This window comes from Gillisia lutea (assembly GCF_021568705.1).
GTDB classification, from domain to species: Bacteria; Bacteroidota; Bacteroidia; order Flavobacteriales; family Flavobacteriaceae; genus Gillisia; species Gillisia lutea.
Window position 1 is genome coordinate 260562 of record NZ_JAKGTH010000006.1, and the last position, 20190, is coordinate 280751.

A 20190-nucleotide genomic window follows, 5' to 3' on the forward strand; every position below is an offset into this window, starting at 1 on the left:
GAAAGCCTAAAGTTAAAAATAAAAAAAGAGCCGCAAATGGGCTCTTTTAATTAAGGTAAATACTTCGAAATCCTTATTATGATTGTTGTGGGGCCAGTTTTAGCTCTAAACCATCCAATTCTTTGGTAATGGGAATCTGGCAGCCCAGCCTACTATTATCTTCTACAAAGAAAGCCTGATCCAGCATGTCCTCTTCCTCATAGCTTTTTTCAGGTAGTAGATTTTCCTTATTTAAAATATAACAGTGGCAGGAAGCACACATAGCCATCCCTCCACAGGTCCCTTCTACCGGAAGTTCATGCATTTTACAAACTTCCATCAAATTCATATTCATATCAGTAGGAGCATCTAACAAATGAGCTTCTCCCTCTCTATCGATAATGGTAATTTTTATATCACTCATATCCTGTGAATAGTATTAATTTATACTTTTAACCACTTCTTTTTTGGCTTCCTTCTTAGAGCCATCAAAACCACTTACCCCACTTACCGTGGTATATTTCATAACATATCTTTTCTCTGGATAAATACGTTGATATGCGCTTTGACACATAATGGCTGCTTCATGAAAACCGCAAAGTATCAATTTTAATTTGCCCGGATAAGTATTTACATCGCCAATAGCATATACTCCCGGGATATTGGTTTGATAATCGTAAGCATTATTTACTTTAATGGCATTTTTCTCTATTTCCAAGCCCCAATCTGCAATAGGTCCTAATTTTGGAGACAGTCCGAAAAGCGGAATAAAACTATCTGTTGGCTTCACTTCTTCTTCAACAGCTTCCCCTTTATGTCTTATTACAACGGCCTCAAGTTTATCTTCTCCTTTAAGATCTACCACCTCAGCTTCAGTAATAAGCTTAATCTTACCAATCTTCGAAAGCTCTTCCACTTTTTCAACTGAATCTAAAGCTCCTCGGAAATCTTTTCTACGATGAATTAAAGAAACTTCTTTAGCTATATCTGCCAAATAAATTGACCAGTCCAGTGCAGAATCTCCTCCTCCTGCAATTACAACACTTTTATCTCGATACACTTCAGGATCTCTAATGATATAAGCAACCCCTTTGTCTTCAAATTTTTCGATACTTGGAATAGGGGGCTTTCTAGGTTCGAAACTTCCTAATCCACCTGCTATCACTACCACAGGCGCATGGTGTTTGGTGCCTCTGGAGGTGGTTACCACAAAACTATCATCTTCCAAACGTTCAATGGTCTCTGCACGCTCTCCCAAGGTGAATCCGGGTTCGAAAGGTTTAATTTGCTCCATTAAGTTATTCACCAGATCTCCGGCTAATACCTCCGGAAATCCAGGGATATCGTAAATAGGCTTTTTAGGGTAGATTTCTGAACATTGTCCTCCGGGCTGCGGTAACGCATCTATAAGGTGGCATTTCAGTTTTAGTAATCCTGCTTCAAATACGGTAAACAAGCCCGTGGGCCCGGCACCGATAATCAAAATATCTGTTTTAATCATTCCTTTTCAATTTGCAAATGAAATTAACAACTCAAGGTTATTAATATTCAATATTTACCACTTTCTCAATTTGTGGTACATATTTTTTAATCGTCATTTCAACACCAGATTTTAGAGTCATCTGATTTACATGGCAACCTACACAGGCCCCTTGTAGCTGAACGTTTACCAGGCGATCATCTTCAATAGAAATCAATGAGATATCTCCGCCATCACTTTGCAAAAAAGGACGAATTTCTGCAAGTGCTTTTTCTACATTTATTTTAATTTCCTCGCTTGTCATCTATTTTTTATTAACGGCACTACATCCAGCCATAGTTGTAATTTTAATAGCTTCGGTTGGAGGTATGCTCTTATTTCTGTTCACTGTTTCTTGAACCACATTTCGAGTGATCTTTTCAAATGCTGATTCTAAAGGTGTTGCAACTTGTAAAGCTGCAGGTCTTCCAATATCCCCTGCTTCACGAATAGATTGCAATAATGGAAGCTCTCCTAAAAATGGCACATTAAGATCTTCTGCTAGATTCTTGGCACCATGTTGGCCAAAAATATAATACTTATTATCCGGGAGCTCATCTGGTGTAAAGTACGCCATATTCTCTACTAAGCCTAATACCGGTACATTAATGCTTTCTTGTTGAAACATTGCTACACCTTTCTTCGCATCGGCCAGTGCTACATTTTGAGGAGTACTTACTATTACCGCCCCGGTAATTGGCAACGACTGCATAATAGATAAGTGAATATCACCTGTTCCCGGAGGAAGATCTATCAACATGAAATCCAATTCTCCCCACGCAGCATCAAAGATCATTTGGTTTAATGCTTTGGCGGCCATTGGCCCTCTCCAAACAACCGCTTGATCCGGCTTGGTGAAGAAACCAATAGAAAGCAATTTAACTCCGTAATTTTCAACTGGCTTCATTTTAGATTTCCCATCAATATTTACAGATAAAGGTCTTTCAGCCTCTACGTCAAACATTATTGGCATAGATGGCCCGTAAATATCAGCATCTAGTAATCCTACTTTAAAGCCCATTTTTGCTAAGGTTACCGCTAAATTTGCGGTAACGGTAGATTTCCCTACACCGCCCTTACCGGAGGCTACAGCAATTATATTTTTTATTCCTGGAATAGATTTTCCTTTAATTGTTGGTTTATCGGCAGCTTGAACCTTTATATTAACCTTCACTTTTGCCTTTTGATAGACTTTTTCATGAATAGCTGTCATTACATCAACCTCAGCCCTTTTCTTTATATGAAGTGCCGGAGTTGAAAGTACTAAATCTACTACCACTTCATCTCCAAAAGTCATTACATTTTGAACAACTCCACTTTCTACCATATTCCTTCCTTCTCCAGAAACCGATATAGTTTCAAGCGCAGCCAGGATATCTTTTCTATTTAAATTCATTGTGAAATATTTCTTTTTCAACCTCTTATGTAGATTGATTCTAAAATGCAAATATAACTGGAAAAGCTAAGAAAAACGAAGTATTTAATTATAATTGCTTGATATACTTATAAGTTGAAATTATAGCATTAGACTGCATTATTCATCCATATTTTCTAATTCTTCGTTAGGGTCCCAAAATACTTTTTTGAAATCCTGAATTAAATTATCCTTTACTTTAATCCCTTCCTCTTCTAATAATTGCTGCATTGCGCTGGTCCCACTAAAATGATGCTTCCCGGTAAGCATCCCCATCCTGTTTACTACTCGTTGTGCCGGAACATTCTCTAATCTCTTAGAACCATTAAGTGCCCAACCTACCATTCTTGCGCTTTTGGCTGCACCTAGATATCTTGCAATTGCACCATAGGTAGTAACTCTGCCCGCCGGCACCTGTTTAACTACCAAATAAACTCGCTCGAAGAAATTATGATCAGTTGCCATTAGAAATAGAATATTCTAGCTAAAGTAATAATTACTAATATGAGCATAAGTGCCGCCATAAAATAGTTGGAATACTTTGCAAACATCTCGGTCTTATTATCAATTCTATAAAAGAACAGCACATAGACATACAAAGATGTAAAAGTACCCATAGACGCTGCCAGCATAAATAAGGCTATTAAAGACCAGTTATAAGACACATCACCTCCCACATTAAGTGCCGCAGCTAATGCACAGAAGTAAGGTATAGGAAATACATTAAGCACACTTATTAGCATGCCTTTAAAGATACTTTTACTATTAGCCTTTTTGGAATGTGACTCTAAGTGAGAACCCCTCCTCGCTTTCACATAAAAAAAGATGGTAAGAAATATGAAAATAACCAGCCCCGTTCGCAATAATACATTTCTCACGAAGGGATTGTCAAAAATATATTTCGCTAACAAAATAGCGATAAGCGCCTGAAACAACACTACTATAGATGCCCCAATAGCCACATACAGGCCATTTTTCTTGCCATGTTCCACACAGGTCTTGGCTACCGTCATATTCACTAAGCCCGGAGGTAAAACTCCTAGAAGCGCTGCGAAGAAAGTTATGAGGAATAGTTTTGTTTCAGCCAAAGCCTTATTTTATCTTAAATTGAATATAAGTAATAGGTTTACCTTTTTCAAGATACTGTTTTTCATAGAAAGTTTGTATACCCACCACTTCTTTTGGTGAATAAACATTTTTATACACATCGTGATTGGAGTGAATAACTTCGTGGCCCTCACCATGAATAAGTCCTAACGTATACCCATGCATAAACTCACTGTCTGTTTTTAAATTGACCACCCCATCCGGCTTCAATATTTTCTTATATTTCTGAAGAAATTCGGAGTTAGTAAGTCGATGTTTGGTACGCTTATACTTTATTTGAGGATCTGGGAAAGTAATCCAGATCTCATCCACTTCATTTTGGGCAAAAATAAGGTCGATCAATTCAATTTGCGTACGAATAAATCCTACGTTATGCATCCCTTCTTCCAAAGCAGTTTTTGCACCTCTCCAAAAACGAGCACCTTTAATATCTATTCCTATAAAATTTTTATTAGGATTAGCCTGTGCCATGGCAACACTGTATTCTCCTTTTCCACAACCAAGTTCTAATACAATAGGATTATCATTCTTAAAGAAGTCTTTATTCCAATTTCCTTTAAGTGTATAATTATTGTCTATAATCTCCTCTCTGGAAGGCTGAATTACATTTGCAAAACTTTCGTTCTCCCTAAATCTTTTGAGTTTATTTTTACTCCCCACTATTTCTTAATATTTCGGTAAAATTAGCTAAAATCGAGCAGAACCACATAAAAACGTTCAAAACTCCTCTACCTATTAAAGTTTTCATAATCCCATTTTAGATCTAAGTAAAAAATGAGGCTATCATTATATTTGCATATGCCTAAAAAACGTATCTTAATTGCTCCTTTAAACTGGGGATTGGGACATGCCACCAGATGCATTCCCATAATCACTTTATTATTAGAACAAGGTTTTGAACCTGTAATTGCATCAGACGGGGCAGCCCTGCATTTCTTACAAAATGAATTTCCAGATTTGGAAACTCATGAACTCCCCTCCTATAATATAAAGTATTCCAAATATGGAAAACTGCTAAAGCTTAAACTTCTTTCTAAAGCTCCACATATTATAAAGACTATCTCTGCTGAAAATAAAGCAGTGCAGCATATTATAGCCGAAAGAAACATATCAGGAATTATTTCAGATAACAGATGGGGAGTGCGTTCAAAGAAAGTTCCCTCTGTATTTATTACACATCAAGTTAATGTGCATTCTGGAAGTACTAGCTATATAAGCGGTAAAATTCAGCAGTATTATATCAGAAAATTTGATGAATGCTGGGTGCCAGATATGCCAGACACAAGAAATTTAAGCGGAAGCATGGGGCATCCCGAAAAAACAGCTCTTCCTTTGAAATACATAGGAGTGCTAAGTAGATTTAAAAAGAAAAATTTACCCCACGATATTGATATTCTTGTAATGCTATCCGGGCCGGAACCTCAGCGAAAGATATTGGAAAAGCGTTTACTTAAAGAACTAAAACCTCTTAAAGGTCCAATTGTATTCACCCGGGGAGTAGTGGAAAAAGAGCAAAAAGTGGTGCAACAGAATAATATAGCTATTTATAATTTTCTGAATTCTCATGATCTTGAGGAGATGCTTAACAGAAGTAAGCTGGTAATTTGCAGATCTGGCTACACCAGCCTTATGGATCTCGCAAAATTAGGGAAGCAAGCCTTTTTAATTCCCACTCCGGGCCAATACGAACAAAAATACTTAGCAAAGAGACTAAAAAGTAAAAATCTCCTTGCAAGCTGTTCACAAAGAGATTTTTCTATAAATCGATTAAAAGATATTGATAATTATAAAGGGCTACTCAACTTTTCCACCAGCTTTAATTTGGGGAATATCTTTGCTCTTTTCGAGGGTGAATGAAAATTCACTTCCCACTCCAAATACACTTTCTACATATATTTTCTCATTATGCGCTTCTATAATATGTTTTACTATAGATAAGCCAAGCCCCGAGCCACCTTCCTTTCGAGATCCACTTTTATCTACACGATAGAAGCGTTCGAATAATCGGGGAATATTGGCTTTCTCGATTCCTTCCCCATTATCGGTCACCCGTATTATCACTTTATTTTTAATAAGGTTTTCTATACTTATTTCGGTAGTTCCACTCTTTTTACCATATTTAATAGAGTTCACAACTAAATTTGTAATAACCTGTTGAATACGTTCCTTATCGGCATACACCCAAATAGGGGTTTGATAATCGATATCGAAGGTGAGGGTAATATCTTTTTTAGCAGCCTTCATCTCCAAAAGATCGAAAGAATTCTGAATAAGCTCTACTATATTAAAGTTTTCCATGTGAAGATGGAGATCCCCTGTTTCCAACTTAGTGATCATATCTAAGTCTTTAACTATATATATAAGTCGCTCTACCCCTTTACTTGCACGTTGCAGGTATTTTTTACGAACGGCCTTGTCTTTCATAGCCCCATCTAGCAAGGTGAGAATATACCCCTGCACTGTAAATAGGGGAGTTTTTAACTCATGAGAAACATTTCCCATAAATTCCTTTCTATAAGTCTCTCTAATTTTAAGAGTCTCAATCTCCAGTTTTTTATCTTTAGCAAACTTCTCCACCTCTCTGGTAAGCGTCGCCATATCGGTAGTGATCTGGTTTGGACGTAAAGTAGTGGCATCCAGCAAGGTTACATTATCATATATTTTTTTTACTCTTTTATAAATGAAATGCTCTACCCTATATTGAATAATAAAAAAGGAGAATAGGTAACAGGAAATAACAAATCCTATAATTGGTAAGATTTGAAGCAAATCATGTAAATACAAAAAAACGCTCACCAGGAGCGTTATAAAAACGGTGATATAAAACGAGGTTTTTATCGCAAACTTATACGATCGTTTAAAATTTTTCGACATTAAATTACAAACTTATATCCTACTCCTTTTACGGTTTTAAAACTCTCATCCCCAATTTTCTCACGTAGTTTTCTAATATGAACATCAATGGTTCTTCCTCCCACAACAACTTCATTCCCCCAAACCTTATCTAAAATATCTTCTCTTTTAAATACTTTTCCCGGCTTAGAAGCTAGCAATGATAAAAGTTCGAATTCCTTTCTTGGCAAAATGAGCTCATCTCCATCCTTCACTATCTTGTATTCATCTCTATTTATAACAAGGTCTCCAATCTTAACAATATTGGAAGCCGGTTCATCTTCTTTAAACCTTCTAAGTAGGGCTTTAACTTTACTAACCAAGACTTTTGGTTTGATGGGTTTTGTTATATAATCGTCGGCTCCGGCATCAAAACCTGCCATTTGTGAATAATCTTCACCCCTAGCCGTTAAGAAAGTTATAATGGTCTCACTTAATTCCGGAATCTTTCGAATTTGCTCGCAAGCTTCAATTCCATCCATTTCCGGCATCATCACATCTAAAATAATTAGCTGAGGTTTTTTCTTCTTTGCCAGTTTTACTGCCTGAGCTCCGTTTTCAGCAGTAATAACGGTATAACCTTCAGCAGAAAGATTGTAACCAACTATTTCCAAGATATCCGGCTCATCATCGACAAGCAGGATTGTAATGTCTTTTTTCTTCATTTCTAATTAGAACGTTTAATGAATACAGGGTAAAAGTAAATATAAATTTAAACTTTTTATTTCAGCAGCGCTTTAGTAACGTTTAACTAACACTATCATGACAAACGATTAATACCCAATTAACCTAATCTTTACATTGCGGCCGTTTATTTGCGGCATAGAATTAAACAAAGAAATGAAGAAAGTTTTATCATTATTAGTCGTATTATTTTTTACAACGTTTTTACATGCGCAGGAGGAAAGCAAAGGCTCCATTGTTGGTAAATTATCTGATAAAGAAATGAACGGGGAACCCCTTCCTTTCGCAAATGTAATCATAAAAGGCACATCTACAGGTACTACTACCGATTTTGATGGTCTTTACGCGTTGAATAATATCGAACCAGGGATTTATACCGTGACCTTTAGCTTTATTGGATATGAATCTCTAGATGTACCTAATGTTGAAGTTGTTGCAGGTAAGGTTACAGAGGTAAATACTGAATTAGGTGCAAGTGCTGCATCTTTAGATGAAGTTGTAATTACTACAGTTTCCAGAAGAGATTCTGAAGTTGCTCTATTACTAGAACAAAAAGGAGCTATAGACATTAAGGAAAGTATCGGGGCACAGGAATTAGCCAAGTTAGGTGTTTCCGATGCTGCCGGAGCTACTTCAAAAATATCAGGAGTTACCAGCAGTGAAGCTTCAGGAGATGTATTTGTAAGAGGACTTGGAGACAGGTATTTATACACTACCATGAACGGACTTCCAATTCCTGCTGATGATATAGAACGTAAGAATATCGATTTAAGCTTATTCCCTACTCGTGTAATTCAAAACGTAAGCATCAGTAAAACCTACTCTGCAGAGTCTTCTGCCGATCAGGCTTCCGGAACTATAGATATTAAATCTCGTGAACTAACAGGAAGTAAAGAACTTAGTATTGGTGTTCAGGCAGGAGTTAATACCAACGCAATTAGAAATGGAGTTGGAGACAATTTTAAAGTTTCTACAAATTCTGATGATATGAGCTTTGGTTTCTACAAGAAAGACCTTAGTCCAAGACAAACACTTAAGGAGCAGACCTGGGATACTCAAAAAGCCGGCTTTCCAATGGATTACAAATATGCTATTTCAGCAGGTAAGAGAATTGGTGAAAAACTAGAAATTTTTGCTACAGCTTCACAGTCTACTTCTTTTGAGCACAGACAAGGTGTTTTCAGAGAATTTAGAGCAAATTTTATTAACGACTCTATTACAGATGCTGAATATTTTTCAAAGTCTATTAATACCACCGGGCTTTTAAATATTGGATATAGATTTAATGAGAACAATACGGTAAAAGCTACCAGTCTTTTTATTAATAAGGTAACCGATGAGGTTTTAGAAGGAGGACGAAATGGTGAAGGAACAATCTTCGAAGAAACTGAACCTACAGAGGGACTTTCTCAATTCATTAGAGATCAAAACATAAAACAAACCCGCCTTTGGGTAAATCAACTTGCAGGTAACCACAACATTACCGAAAAGAACGAATTAAACTGGGCCGTAGGATACAACAAAGTAGATGCCGATGAACCTAACAGAATTAGAAATGAAGTGAATTTCAATGAGTCTATCGTTCAGTTAGGTAGAACTGGCGGATTTCAGCAAAGAAAATCTGGTCAGGCAATCGACGATTACGAATTCAACGGATTAATTTCTGATAAGGTCACTTTAATTAATGAAGACGAAAAAAACCTAAACTTTAAAGTAGGTGCAAATTATAGAAATAAAGAGCGTGATTTTGTATCTCAATTCTTAGGAGTAGAAGAAAGTGTTACAAACACTTTTTCGCCATCATCTATAGATAATCTCTCAGAAATTTTCATTCCAGAAAACTTTGACAATGGTTCTTTAGTGATCAACTCTTTAAAACCGGATAGATACAACGCCAATTTGGAATCTGCTTCAGGATTCTTAACAATGAACTACGGGATCAAAAAATTCAACTTCAATGTTGGATTAAGATACCAACAAGACGACTTAAATGTTATTTATAATGTAGGTAACATTCCTGGAAGAATAGGATCTTCAGAAATCTCTTACAACAACGTATATCCTAGCTTGAATGTTAGATACGCACTAAACGAAAAAGTGAACTTACGTTTGGCTACAAGTAAGACTATCACCTTACCTGAATTCAAAGAAATAGCTCCTTTCGAGTATGTTTCTCAAACAGGGCAAATTACAAGAGGTAACCCAGACCTGCAAGCCTCCACTAACTACAACCTAGATTTGAAATGGGAATTCTTTCCAAGTGCAAAGCAATTAGTTTCTGTTACAGGATTCTATAAGAAAATTGAAGATCCAATCAACAAATCTCAGGATAGAGGATCGGCAGGAGTATTCTCTTACTTCAACTCGGCAGAGCAGGCAGAGATTTATGGTCTTGAATTAGAAACAAAAGTAGCGTTAATCGCTTCTGAAATAGATTTAGACTTAGGCTTTAATGCTTCAAGAATGTGGCACAGCCAGGATCTAAAAGAAACTTATGATGATAACGGAAACTTCATTAGAACTTTTAGATATAAAGGTCTTACCAAAACAGGATTGCAAGGAGCTTCAGACTGGATCTTGAACTCTTCTTTAAACTTCTCTAATAACGCAGAGAATGAATTCAACGCCAGCATAACCGCAAACTATGCATCAGACAAGATTTTCGCTTTAGGAGCACCAGAGATACAAACCCAAAGTGAAACCTTTTACAACGATGCTATTATCGAAAAAGGATTTGTAACACTAGATGCTGTATTATCTAAGGATCTAGGACAACACTGGAACTTCAACCTTACAGGAAAGAACATCTTAAATCCTGAGATTAAAAGAACTCAAAAGGTAAGACCAAGTACAACAGGAATTGAATCTAATGCCACTGTTAGATCGTATACCCGTGGAGCAACAATAAGTTTAGGAGCTAATTACCGCTTCTAACCCTCAATATTAATCTTAACCCAATTAATCAAAACCAATTAATTCAACAATCATGAGAAAAACAATCAAAAACATTTCAGTACTATTTACAGTATTGTGCGGTCTGTCTTTGGCAAGCTGTAGCAGTGACGATAATATTATTGATGATGGTGGCGATGGTCCAGTAGATCCTGTAAACAGTGTGCTTTCTGGAGACATCACCACAAACACTACTTTAGATGCAAGTGTTGCATACAGCTTAACAGATCAATTAAATGTAAAATCTGGAGCTACTCTTACCATTCCTGCAGGAACCAAGATCACTGCAGAATCTGGTACAGATGTTTATATAGTTGTTCAACAAGGAGCCGAAATATACGTTCAGGGAACTAGAAACAATCCTGTAATTATGAAGTCTAAAAATGGAAACTCAGGAGACTGGGGTGGACTTGTACTTTTAGGAAATGGAGTTACCTCCGAAGGTACAGGAGCTACTGCTGAGGTAGGTGGTTTCATTTACGGTGGTACTAATAATGCCGATAGCTCAGGATCTATTAGCTATTTAGTAATAGAAGGTGCGGGAGCTCAAATAAACTCTGAGTCTCAGTACAATGGTTTAACACTTTACGCTATTGGCTCTGGTACAGCGCTTAACAACATCGCTATTCTAAATGGAGCAGATGATGGTGTAGAATTCTTTGGAGGAGCTGCGTCTATTACGAACCTTTATTTAGAGAACAACGAAGATGATGCTGTAGACTGGACTGAAGGATGGATAGGAACTGTAACTAACACTTACGCACTGCATACTATAGAAGGCTTCTCTACTGCAGTGGAAGCTGATGGACTCAACGGTAACCCTAAATTGATAAACTTTACTGCCGTTTCTACTACCGGAGGTACTGCCCTTCAATTCAAAAAACTATCTGGAGCAACCATCACAGGACTTTCTCTAACAGGATATGATACTTCTATCGACATGAAAGATGAAGGGCCTTTGGCCAACGTAGTAATTGAAGGTGAGGCTGGAAATCCAGACATGAACTATACTGCTGAAGCAACTGTAGATGCAAGTTCTTTTGACTGGATTAACAACCGTGGCAGTGTAGATGCTACAATACTTCAAGGAGTAGTAACTGGAGATGTAACTTTAGATGCTTCTGTAACTTACCAATTGAACTCTTCTTACATCGTACAAGAAGGCGGTAAATTAACTATTCCTGCAGGAACAAAAATTACTGCACGTGATGGAGGAACTGATGTTTACATCGCTGTTCTTAAAGGTGGAAAAATAGATATACAAGGAACTGAAAGCCAACCTGTTGTTATTTCATCTACAGCTGGAAATGCTGGAGACTGGGGTGGATTAACTTTAGTAGGAAATGCTACTACTACAGAAGGTACAAATGCCACTGCAGAGGTTGGAGGTTTCATTTATGGAGGATCTGACGATGCTGATAGCTCAGGAAGTATTAAAAATCTTGTGATTATTGGAACAGGAGCTCAAATTAATGCTGAATCTCAATACAACGGAGTTTCTTTTTACTCTGTAGGATCTGGAACTGTAGTTGAAAACATAGCAGTTATAAATGGATCTGATGATGGAGTTGAATTCTTCGGAGGAACTGTTTCTGCAACAAACCTTTATTTAGAGAACAACGAAGATGACGCTGTAGACTGGACTGAAGGGTGGAGTGGAACTGTTACCAATGTATATGTAAAACACAGCATAGAAGGTTTCTCTACTGCAGTTGAAGGAGATGGTTTCAACGGTAACCCAAAATTGATAAACTTTACTGCAATATCAACTACAGGAGGAACTGCTCTTCAATTCAAAAAAGAATCTGGAGCATCTTTCACTAACTTATATCTTGAAGGATATACTACCAATGTAGATATGAAAGATGGTGGCGCCCTTACAAACGTAAAAATTGAAGGTGTTGCTGCAACACTTACCGATCTTTACAACCTGGGAACTAAAGTAGATGTTTCTACTTGGGCTTGGATTGAAGCTAGATTATAATAAGCTGTGTTCTAAACAAGAATCGGAATAAAAATCAATAAGTTTTATTAGTAACAGGCTGCCATTGGCAGCCTGTTCTATTTTATAACACTTTTAATATATTTTTTAACGCATTAGCCAGTGTTTATTGGTATCATTTTTGAATATTTTATTGTAGATTTGTAGTAACCACATCCAAAAAAAGCATGAAACAGCATTACATTTTGAGTTTCTTATTGGTTTGTTTTCTGCTGTTTTCCAATATGGTATCAGCACAGAAGTCAGACCTGCCGCAGTATGCCACAGAAAAACCCATTACCGGTCTTTCAATTTATCCAAACCCTGTAACAGGTAGTAAAGTGTATATTTCTTCTGATAAAAATCAGATGAAAGAGGTAGAAGTCTACAACGTATTGGGGAAAAAAGTACTCGCTTCCCGTATAAGTGGGAAAGAATTAGACGTTTCTGAATTGACTCCGGGAATTTATATTTTAAAAATTAAAGAAGGAAATACTCAGGCAACACGAAAATTGGTGGTCAGGTAGATTCATTACTTATAAAACCGAGTAAGCTTCTTAATAAGAAGCTTTTTTTTATTTCTACCTTTGCCTAATTAGTCTTCAATTTCATTAAATGAATTTCGAAAAGATATTTTCCATCTCCTCTGAAGAAGAATTTAGAGAACAAGCTCTTCAGGTTTTTGATTTTCAATTTCACAACAATCCCGTTTATCGCAAATTTTGTGATTTGCTAAAAGTAAGCCCTACTAAGATAAATGAAATAACAGAAATTCCTTTTTTACCAATTTCATTTTTCAAAACACATACGATTTTATCTTCTAGCGCAAGGGTACAAAAAACATTCACCAGCAGTGGAACGACGGGAGAAAATACAAGCAAACATCATGTAACGAATATCAGCGTCTACGAAAATAGCTTTAGGGCTGCTTTTAAGACTTTTTATGGCAATATTGAAGATTATGTAGTTTTGGCTCTTCTACCCTCTTATTTAGAGCGTGAAGGCTCTTCTCTTATCTACATGGCGGATGTACTTATCAAGGAAAGCAAACACCCGGAAAGCGGATTTTATCTTCACAATTTAGAGGAACTAAAGGAAACACTTATCGCTTTAGATAAGTCAGGCCAAAAAGTGCTTCTAATTGGTGTATCATTTGCTTTACTGGATATGGTAGAAAGCCATCAGTTCCAACTTAAGAATACTATTATAATGGAGACAGGTGGAATGAAAGGCCGACGCAAAGAAATGATAAGAAAAGAACTTCATGGTATTTTAAAAAAGGGGTTTGGAGTATCATCCATTCACAGCGAATACGGAATGACCGAATTATTATCACAGGCATATTCTAAAGGAAGTGGAATTTTTGAATGCCCTAACTGGATGAAAATTTTAATTAGGGACCCCGAAGATGCCCTTAGCTATTTGGAAAAAGAAAAAACGGGCGGCATCAACGTTATTGATCTGGCCAATATAAATTCCTGTTCATTTATTGCCACGCAGGATTTAGGGAAAGAATATCAAGACGGATCGCTGGAAATTATGGGTCGATTCGATAATAGCGACGTTCGCGGTTGTAATCTATTGGTCCTTTAGTATCTCTCATTGCCTGTTTCCCAGCAATCAAGAAATTATCAAAATTATATAGTTATAGTTATGTTAATATTGTAATGAAACTAATTTTTTTCGAACTAATAGAATGTAAACATGATTTTTGGTTAGGTTTTTGTTTACAGTATTCTAAATGAAGTTTTTCATATTAGATTGGTTAGTTAGTTGCAAACCCCTTTAAGACCCAAATCTTAAAGGGGTTTTGTAATTTTTAAACCAATCTTATAATGTAAGTATTTCTCTTACCTTTATTCAAAATGATGTATTTATTGTTGATAAGGTCTTCTGAAGTTAACTGATAATCTTCGCCTACCTTTTCCTTATTTACAGAAATTGAGTTTTCTTTAAGTGCCCTTCTCGCTTCCCCATTAGATTTCAGGAAACCTGTTTTAGCAGAAAGTGCAGCAATCATATCCATTCCATTTTCAATTTCAGAGCGGTCTACTTCGGCCTGAGGCACCCCTTCAAAAACATCTAAAAATGTAGCTTCATTCAAATTCTTAAGATCGGCAGCAGTACTCTTACCAAAAAGAACTTCGGAAGCTTTCACCGCATTTTCAAGATCTTCTTCAGAATGCACCATCACGGTAATTTCTTCAGCCAATTTACGCTGCAGCTGTCTTAAATGCGGAGCTTCTTTATGATTTTTCACTAAGTCTTCTATTTCTTCTTTAGTAAGAAATGTAAAGATCTTTATATATTTTTCAGCATCTTCATCACTGGAATTCAACCAATATTGGTAGAATTTATAAGGTGAAGTACGGTTTGAATCTAACCAGATATTCCCACCTTCGGTCTTTCCGAATTTAGTTCCATCTGCTTTCGTAATTAGAGGGCAAGTAAGGGCATAGCCTTTACCATTTCCAATTCTTCTAATCAACTCTGTTCCAGTAGTTATATTCCCCCATTGATCGCTACCTCCCATTTGCAAAGTACAATCATGTTCTCTAAAAAGGTGTAGAAAATCATACCCCTGCACTAACTGATAGGTGAATTCTGTAAATGACATTCCTTCGGAAGCATCTGAAGAAAGTCTCTTCTTCACAGAGTCCTTAGACATCATGTAGTTAACTGTAATATGTTTTCCTACATCACGAATAAAATCCAAGAAACTAAACTCCTTCATCCAATCGTAATTATTCACCAAAATAGCGGCGTTGGCTTTATCACTTTCAAAGTCTAAAAATTTTGAAAGTTGCGCCTTTAGAGCATCCTGATTATGCTTTAAAGTCTTTTCGTCAAGCAAATTACGCTCCTTCGATTTTCCCGAGGGGTCACCAATCATTCCGGTAGCGCCACCAATTAAAGCAAAAGGTTTGTGACCACTTAGCTGAAAGTGACGTAGCATCATCACCCCCACCAAATGCCCTATATGAAGTGAATCTGCAGTAGGATCTATTCCCACATAGGCAGCTCGCATTCCTTCCATCAAGTGTTCTTCAGTTCCCGGCATAACATCATGCAACATTCCACGCCAGGTAATTTCTTCAACAAAATTCATTTAAATCTAATTTTATGGACAATAAAAATTTCTGTTGAAATCGATCTTTTTAGCAATCCAAACCTTTAAGCTCCCTTCTTTTTAAGAAAAACTGAACTCAGAATAGTGAACAATAAAAAAAAATCCTTTTCAAACAGCGGTAAAGATACCAATAACTGCCATTTTTCCTAAACGGAAATAGCTATATTTACCTTATGATTTTAGTAACCGGAGGAACAGGTTTAGTAGGCTCTCATTTATTGCTGGAACTGGTAAAAAAAGAGGAACCTATAAGAGCCATTTATAGAGAGAACAGCAATATTCAGGCTGTTAAAAAGATATTTTCTTATTACGTCCCCTTAAATGAAGTGGATTTCTTATTTGGTAAGATTGAATGGAGGAAAGCCGACTTGCTGGATATCCCGGACCTTACCGATGCATTTATTGATGTTACCACAGTTTATCATTGTGCGGCTTTAGTTTCATTTGATTCAAGTAAAGACGACCTGCTGCGAAAAATCAACATTGAAGGCACAGCCAATATAGTTAACCTGTGTGTTTCGAATCAAATTGAAAAACTCTGCTATATAAGTTCGATCGCTGCGATGGATTTAGCTCTTGGAGAACAACTTATTCAGGAGAATTTTACATGGCACCCTGAGACCTATCATAACGAATATGCTATCTCTAAGCGAGGTGCCGAAATCGAGGTATGGCGAGGAACACAAGAGGGTGTTCCTGCTATTATTTTAAATCCGGGAGTAATTATTGGACCAGGGTTCTGGAAATCTGGAAGCGGAAAAATATTTTCCAGAGTGGAAAAAGGGTTAAATTATCATTTCCCTAAAATAACAGGTTTTGTTGGGGTTATGGATGTAGTAAACGCTGCTATCACCTGTGTGCAATCTTCAATAGAGAACGAGCAATACATCCTTGTTTCAGAAAACAAAAGCTTTAAAGAGGTTTTAGATATTACAGCAAAAAGCCTAAACAAAAGACTTCCCGAAAAGCAATTAAAACCCTGGATGGTATGGCTGGGCTGGGTTTTTCAATCAATTAGAAAAATAATATTTAGAACTGCACGACAGATCTCAAAAAGAGATCATAAAACCTTATTTGAAGATAATTATTATAGTAATGATAAAATAAAAAGAGAGCTTGCTTTTGAGTTCACACCCATTACAACTGTAATTAAGGAGACAGGAAGTATCTATAAAAGAACCTAGTACTTAAAAGTTATTCTATTTGAATGTCTCTCCTCATAGGCTGAGGTAAACGTCGTTCGATAATTGTAGAATCGGCTGAAAAATCATCTTTAACCAAGGTATCCTTTGTTGTTTTTAATGCCCGGATAGAATCATCTTTTTTACGCTCTTCATCACGCAGAGTTTCATATTCTTCTTTTTTCGTTTCCAAATTCACTTTTACCTTTGCATAGATATCGTCTAGAATATCATATTTCTTAGCATAATATCCGGTACTTTCTGCCAGCTGCAAACTGTCTATTTGATATTTTTCAAATAAATACTTATCGGGTTGTATACCGGTCTCTTCTAACAGGGATCTATTGTAGTTTTTTGCTGAATTTAAAATAGACAGATCGGTTAACACATCAACCATCTTGTCTTCAGGGATTAAATTAGCAGGCTTTTTTATTTCCTCCACATCCTGGCAGGAAATAAAAAAGACTGCAATAAATAATACCCAAATAGACCTCATACTATCTATCAAAAGTTAACTGTTCTGCTACATTGGTAAAAGGAAGAAACTGGAAGTTCTTATACACCAATTGTCCATTTACAAAAGTATGTGTGATCCTAGATTTGAAGGTCACCCCTTCAAAAGGAGACCATCCACATTTATATACTGTATTACTAGGCTGCACTGCCCAAGGAGAGTTCAAATCTATTAGTACAAGATCGGCCTTGTAACCTTCTCTTATATATCCTCTTTTTTCTATTTGATAAAGAATAGCAGGGTTATGACACATTTTCTCTACGATCTTCTCTAAACTTATCTTCTCCTGATGATACAATTGAAGCATAGCAGGAAGAGCATGCTGTACTAATGGCCCACCGCTTGGAGCTTTAGTATATACATTTTTCTTTTCTTCTTTGGTATGCGGCGCATGATCGGTTGCAATTACATCGATATGATTATCTATAACAGCTTGTAAAAGCGCTTCCTGATCGGCTTTTGTTTTCACTGCCGGATTCCATTTTATAAAGGTCCCTTTTTTCTGGTAGTCGGAATCATTGAACCAAAGATGATGTATACATACTTCGGCAGTGATCTTTTTATCTTTTAAAGGTTTTTTATTATCGAAAAGAGCGATCTCCTTTGCTGTTGAAAGGTGAAAAACGTGAAGTCTTGCTCCGGTTTTCTTAGCGAGTGCCACTGCTTTGGAAGAAGACAAATAACACGCCTCTTCACTTCTTATTTTTGGATGCAATTCTATAGGAATATCATCCCCGTACCGCTCTATACACTCCTGTAAATTCTTTTGAATTGTAGCTTCATCTTCACAGTGAACCGCTATCATTAAAGGAGATTTAGTAAAAATTTCCTCCAAAACCTTAGCGTCATCCACCAGCATATTTCCGGTAGAAGAACCCAAAAACAACTTAAGGGCAGCGGTGGTTTTTGGATCCACCTTTAAAATTTCGTCTAAATTATCATTCGTACCGCCAAACATGAAAGAATAGTTGGCGTAAGAAGTTTTATTTGCCAGATCAAATTTCTTCTGCAATTCTTCAATAGTGGTTGTTTGCGGAAGTGTATTTGGCATTTCTATGAAAGAGGTAATCCCGCCGGCTACTGCAGCTTTAGAACCTGTTTCTATAGTTTCCTTATGAGTTAATCCAGGCTCTCTAAAATGAACCTGATCATCGATCACCCCCGGAATAAGATAATTCCCTTCGGCATCAATAATTTTAACATCGGGAGATTTAGCGCTAATGCTATCGGCTATTTCAGCAATAATACCATCTTCAATAAATACGTCTCCTTCAGTAATTGTTCCCTCGTTAACAATACGTGCATTCTTAATTAAAACCTTCTTCATTATTTTGAAATCTTATTAAAAAGACTTTTAAATTTCATATTAATCACCCCAAAAACAGCTTCAGAAATTATGCCGCCGCTCATTTTGGAAACTCCTTTTGTTCTGTCGGTAAAAATGACAGGAATTTCCTTTATTTTAAAATTTAACAAATATGCTTTGAATTTCATTTCTATTTGAAACGCATAGCCTACAAAATGTATTTTATCCAAATTGATCTCCTCTAGCACCTTTCGTTTATAACACACGAAACCGGCAGTGGTATCATGGATGCTCATTCCGGTAACTAATCTTACATATTTTGATGCCAACCACGACAGTAAAACTCGGCTCATTGGCCAGTTCACCACATTTACTCCTGTAACGTAACGAGAACCTATTGCAATATCTGCTCCATCTCTGGCACAGGTATTATACAATCGAATCAAATCGTTTGGATTATGCGAAAAATCGGCATCCATTTCAATTATATACTCATAATTCCTTTTCAAGGCCCATTTAAAACCATGAATGTAAGCCGTACCCAAACCTAATTTCTCTGCTCTTTTTTCCAAAAAAAGTGACCCGAAAAATTCGGTTTGCAGAGATGTTACCATTTCTGCAGTGCCGTCTGGCGAATTATCATCTACCACTAAAATATGAAACTTGCGTTGTAAAGAAAATATGTTTCTTACTAAACGTTCAATGTTTTCAATTTCGTTATAAGTAGGTATAATAATTATGCCATTAGACATGTGCGGAATTTTGCGCAAATGTAACTATTTTTGTGCTTAGCATCTTCAATTTTACTTCCAACTTTTCCCGGTATTAATTATACATTTGTAAAAAAAATATTTGGAAGCGATAGAAAGATATAGTACCTCAAACGATTTACTTACCCTACTTATTTTGTTGGTGCTGGTATTAATGCTAATTGCAAAACAATTATTCCAACAGCGATTCAGCGAATTTGTAGCGTTGCTTAGCTCATCGAAATACATGGTTATTAAATCGAAAGAGCATAAAGCCCTTTTCGGATTCAATCTGTTGCTCTTCTGCGTGTATGTACTAAGCGTGTCTCTTTTTTTATTCGTAGTCTACCGAAATTTTATAAGTGGACACATAGAAAATACGGGAGTAATATTATTGAGAATTATAACCGGCTATAGCTTTTTTGTGCTTTTAAAAATTACCGTAGAAAAAATTATTGCTAACGTTTTTGACATAGATGATTTTATGGATTTTTATCTATTTCAAAAACAAACTTATCGTAATTTTCTCTCGGTGCTGCTTTTTCCTGTGAGCATTTTTCTTGTATATGCCGAATCTCCTAAGGTTTTGATATTATACATAATAGCGGCGATTTTTCTACTTGCTTCACTTTATACTTTTACACGTATAATTCAAAAAAATCAGCGATTATATATGCGTAATTGGTTCTATTTTATTTTGTACCTTTGCGCTCTTGAAATCACCCCTTATGTTATTTTATATAAGCTAATTATAAATAGCTCAGGTGTTTAAAAAAAATCAT

The 20190-nt window shown here is 36.4% G+C and carries 20 protein-coding genes; 7 read left to right on the top strand and 13 right to left on the bottom strand.

What is annotated here, in order from left to right:
• Positions 1–76: 76 nt before the first annotated feature.
• From L1I30_RS01165 to trmB, 7 genes are all read right to left on the bottom strand, one after another.
• Positions 77–403, bottom strand: a complete 327-nt coding sequence (locus L1I30_RS01165) for a 2Fe-2S iron-sulfur cluster-binding protein (protein WP_236132412.1) — start codon at positions 401–403, stop codon at positions 77–79.
• Positions 404–418: 15 nt separating this feature from the next.
• Positions 419–1480 (bottom strand): NAD(P)/FAD-dependent oxidoreductase, encoded by a 1062-nt coding sequence (locus tag L1I30_RS01170; protein ID WP_236132413.1) that lies wholly within the window; start codon positions 1478–1480, stop codon positions 419–421.
• A 40-nt stretch (positions 1481–1520) separates the two neighbouring features.
• Complete coding sequence (locus L1I30_RS01175) at positions 1521–1763, bottom strand: NifU family protein (protein ID WP_236132414.1); 243 nt, start codon at positions 1761–1763, stop codon at positions 1521–1523.
• Entirely contained in the window at positions 1764–2894 is a 1131-nt protein-coding gene (locus L1I30_RS01180) for an Mrp/NBP35 family ATP-binding protein (RefSeq protein ID WP_236132415.1), read from the bottom strand.
• 138 nt (positions 2895–3032) lie between these two features.
• Complete coding sequence (locus L1I30_RS01185) at positions 3033–3377, bottom strand: MGMT family protein (protein WP_236132416.1); 345 nt, start codon at positions 3375–3377, stop codon at positions 3033–3035.
• A complete protein-coding gene (locus L1I30_RS01190; RefSeq protein ID WP_236132417.1) occupies positions 3377–4000 on the bottom strand; it encodes a LysE family translocator in 624 nt (207 codons plus the stop codon). The genes L1I30_RS01185 and L1I30_RS01190 overlap by 1 nt, the downstream gene beginning before the upstream one ends.
• A 4-nt stretch (positions 4001–4004) precedes the next feature.
• On the bottom strand, positions 4005–4679 hold the full coding sequence (trmB, locus tag L1I30_RS01195; RefSeq protein ID WP_236132418.1) for a tRNA (guanosine(46)-N7)-methyltransferase TrmB: 675 nt from the start codon (positions 4677–4679) through the stop codon (positions 4005–4007).
• Between the two features lie 114 nt (positions 4680–4793).
• On the opposite strand from trmB, the gene L1I30_RS01200 reads away from it, so the two are divergent.
• Positions 4794–5876: a glycosyltransferase gene (locus tag L1I30_RS01200; protein ID WP_236132419.1), complete on the top strand. Its 1083-nt coding sequence runs from the start codon at positions 4794–4796 to the stop codon at positions 5874–5876.
• On the opposite strand, the gene L1I30_RS01205 is transcribed toward L1I30_RS01200, so the two are convergent.
• Positions 5814–6893, bottom strand: coding sequence for a sensor histidine kinase (locus L1I30_RS01205; protein ID WP_236132420.1), 1080 nt, complete (start codon positions 6891–6893; stop codon positions 5814–5816). The genes L1I30_RS01200 and L1I30_RS01205 overlap by 63 nt on opposite strands.
• On the bottom strand, positions 6893–7576 hold the full coding sequence (locus L1I30_RS01210; RefSeq protein WP_236132421.1) for a response regulator transcription factor: 684 nt from the start codon (positions 7574–7576) through the stop codon (positions 6893–6895). The genes L1I30_RS01205 and L1I30_RS01210 overlap by 1 nt, the downstream gene beginning before the upstream one ends.
• 175 nt (positions 7577–7751) lie before the next feature.
• On the opposite strand from L1I30_RS01210, the gene L1I30_RS01215 reads away from it, so the two are divergent.
• The 4 genes from L1I30_RS01215 (at position 7752) to L1I30_RS01230 (ending at position 14121) form a co-directional block, all read left to right on the top strand.
• Positions 7752–10529, top strand: a complete 2778-nt coding sequence (locus tag L1I30_RS01215; RefSeq protein ID WP_236132422.1) for a TonB-dependent receptor — start codon at positions 7752–7754, stop codon at positions 10527–10529.
• Between the two features lie 52 nt (positions 10530–10581).
• Complete coding sequence (locus L1I30_RS01220) at positions 10582–12531, top strand: beta-helix domain-containing protein (protein WP_236132423.1); 1950 nt, start codon at positions 10582–10584, stop codon at positions 12529–12531.
• A gap of 185 nt (positions 12532–12716) precedes the next feature.
• Positions 12717–13055: a T9SS type A sorting domain-containing protein gene (locus L1I30_RS01225; protein WP_236132424.1), complete on the top strand. Its 339-nt coding sequence runs from the start codon at positions 12717–12719 to the stop codon at positions 13053–13055.
• Between the two features lie 88 nt (positions 13056–13143).
• Positions 13144–14121, top strand: a complete 978-nt coding sequence (locus tag L1I30_RS01230; RefSeq protein WP_236132425.1) for a LuxE/PaaK family acyltransferase — start codon at positions 13144–13146, stop codon at positions 14119–14121.
• A 226-nt stretch (positions 14122–14347) separates the two neighbouring features.
• On the opposite strand, the gene tyrS is transcribed toward L1I30_RS01230, so the two are convergent.
• Entirely contained in the window at positions 14348–15637 is a 1290-nt protein-coding gene (gene tyrS, locus L1I30_RS01235) for a tyrosine--tRNA ligase (RefSeq protein ID WP_236132426.1), read from the bottom strand.
• Between the two features lie 194 nt (positions 15638–15831).
• Between tyrS and L1I30_RS01240 the strand changes: the two genes are divergently transcribed.
• Entirely contained in the window at positions 15832–16842 is a 1011-nt protein-coding gene (locus L1I30_RS01240; protein WP_236132427.1) for an NAD-dependent epimerase/dehydratase family protein, read from the top strand.
• Between the two features lie 10 nt (positions 16843–16852).
• Here L1I30_RS01240 and L1I30_RS01245 read toward each other — a convergent pair whose 3' ends face one another.
• Genes L1I30_RS01245 through L1I30_RS01255 form a run of 3 tightly spaced genes read right to left on the bottom strand, consistent with a single transcriptional unit; the run spans position 16853 to position 19411 of the window.
• Positions 16853–17335: a DUF4296 domain-containing protein gene (locus L1I30_RS01245; protein ID WP_236132428.1), complete on the bottom strand. Its 483-nt coding sequence runs from the start codon at positions 17333–17335 to the stop codon at positions 16853–16855.
• Position 17336: 1 nt separating this feature from the next.
• Positions 17337–18680 (bottom strand): dihydroorotase, encoded by a 1344-nt coding sequence (locus L1I30_RS01250; protein WP_236132429.1) that lies wholly within the window; start codon positions 18678–18680, stop codon positions 17337–17339.
• Positions 18680–19411, bottom strand: a complete 732-nt coding sequence (locus L1I30_RS01255) for a polyprenol monophosphomannose synthase (protein ID WP_236132430.1) — start codon at positions 19409–19411, stop codon at positions 18680–18682. Before L1I30_RS01255 ends, L1I30_RS01250 begins: the two co-directional genes overlap by 1 nt.
• A gap of 100 nt (positions 19412–19511) precedes the next feature.
• On the opposite strand from L1I30_RS01255, the gene L1I30_RS01260 reads away from it, so the two are divergent.
• Positions 19512–20180 (top strand): DUF4271 domain-containing protein, encoded by a 669-nt coding sequence (locus L1I30_RS01260; protein ID WP_236132431.1) that lies wholly within the window; start codon positions 19512–19514, stop codon positions 20178–20180.
• Positions 20181–20190: the final 10 nt, after the last annotated feature.

Bases quoted from the DNA above. Each gene is read 5' to 3' on its own strand.
- L1I30_RS01255 (WP_236132430.1), bottom strand. From the start codon at position 19,411: ATGTCTAATGGCATAATTATTATACCTACTTATAACGAAATTGAAAAC.
- L1I30_RS01245 (WP_236132428.1), bottom strand. From the start codon at position 17,335: ATGAGGTCTATTTGGGTATTATTTATTGCAGTCTTTTTTATTTCCTGC.
- L1I30_RS01165 (WP_236132412.1), bottom strand. From the start codon at position 403: ATGAGTGATATAAAAATTACCATTATCGATAGAGAGGGAGAAGCTCAT.
- L1I30_RS01200 (WP_236132419.1), top strand. From the start codon at position 4,794: ATGAGGCTATCATTATATTTGCATATGCCTAAAAAACGTATCTTAATT.
- L1I30_RS01175 (WP_236132414.1), bottom strand. From the start codon at position 1,763: ATGACAAGCGAGGAAATTAAAATAAATGTAGAAAAAGCACTTGCAGAA.
- L1I30_RS01225 (WP_236132424.1), top strand. From the start codon at position 12,717: ATGAAACAGCATTACATTTTGAGTTTCTTATTGGTTTGTTTTCTGCTG.
- L1I30_RS01240 (WP_236132427.1), top strand. From the start codon at position 15,832: ATGATTTTAGTAACCGGAGGAACAGGTTTAGTAGGCTCTCATTTATTG.
- L1I30_RS01215 (WP_236132422.1), top strand. From the start codon at position 7,752: ATGAAGAAAGTTTTATCATTATTAGTCGTATTATTTTTTACAACGTTT.
- L1I30_RS01205 (WP_236132420.1), bottom strand. From the start codon at position 6,893: ATGTCGAAAAATTTTAAACGATCGTATAAGTTTGCGATAAAAACCTCG.
- L1I30_RS01180 (WP_236132415.1), bottom strand. From the start codon at position 2,894: ATGAATTTAAATAGAAAAGATATCCTGGCTGCGCTTGAAACTATATCG.
- tyrS (WP_236132426.1), bottom strand. From the start codon at position 15,637: ATGAATTTTGTTGAAGAAATTACCTGGCGTGGAATGTTGCATGATGTT.
- L1I30_RS01170 (WP_236132413.1), bottom strand. From the start codon at position 1,480: ATGATTAAAACAGATATTTTGATTATCGGTGCCGGGCCCACGGGCTTG.
- L1I30_RS01210 (WP_236132421.1), bottom strand. From the start codon at position 7,576: ATGAAGAAAAAAGACATTACAATCCTGCTTGTCGATGATGAGCCGGAT.
- L1I30_RS01185 (WP_236132416.1), bottom strand. From the start codon at position 3,377: ATGGCAACTGATCATAATTTCTTCGAGCGAGTTTATTTGGTAGTTAAA.
- L1I30_RS01220 (WP_236132423.1), top strand. From the start codon at position 10,582: ATGAGAAAAACAATCAAAAACATTTCAGTACTATTTACAGTATTGTGC.
- L1I30_RS01250 (WP_236132429.1), bottom strand. From the start codon at position 18,680: ATGAAGAAGGTTTTAATTAAGAATGCACGTATTGTTAACGAGGGAACA.
- L1I30_RS01230 (WP_236132425.1), top strand. From the start codon at position 13,144: ATGAATTTCGAAAAGATATTTTCCATCTCCTCTGAAGAAGAATTTAGA.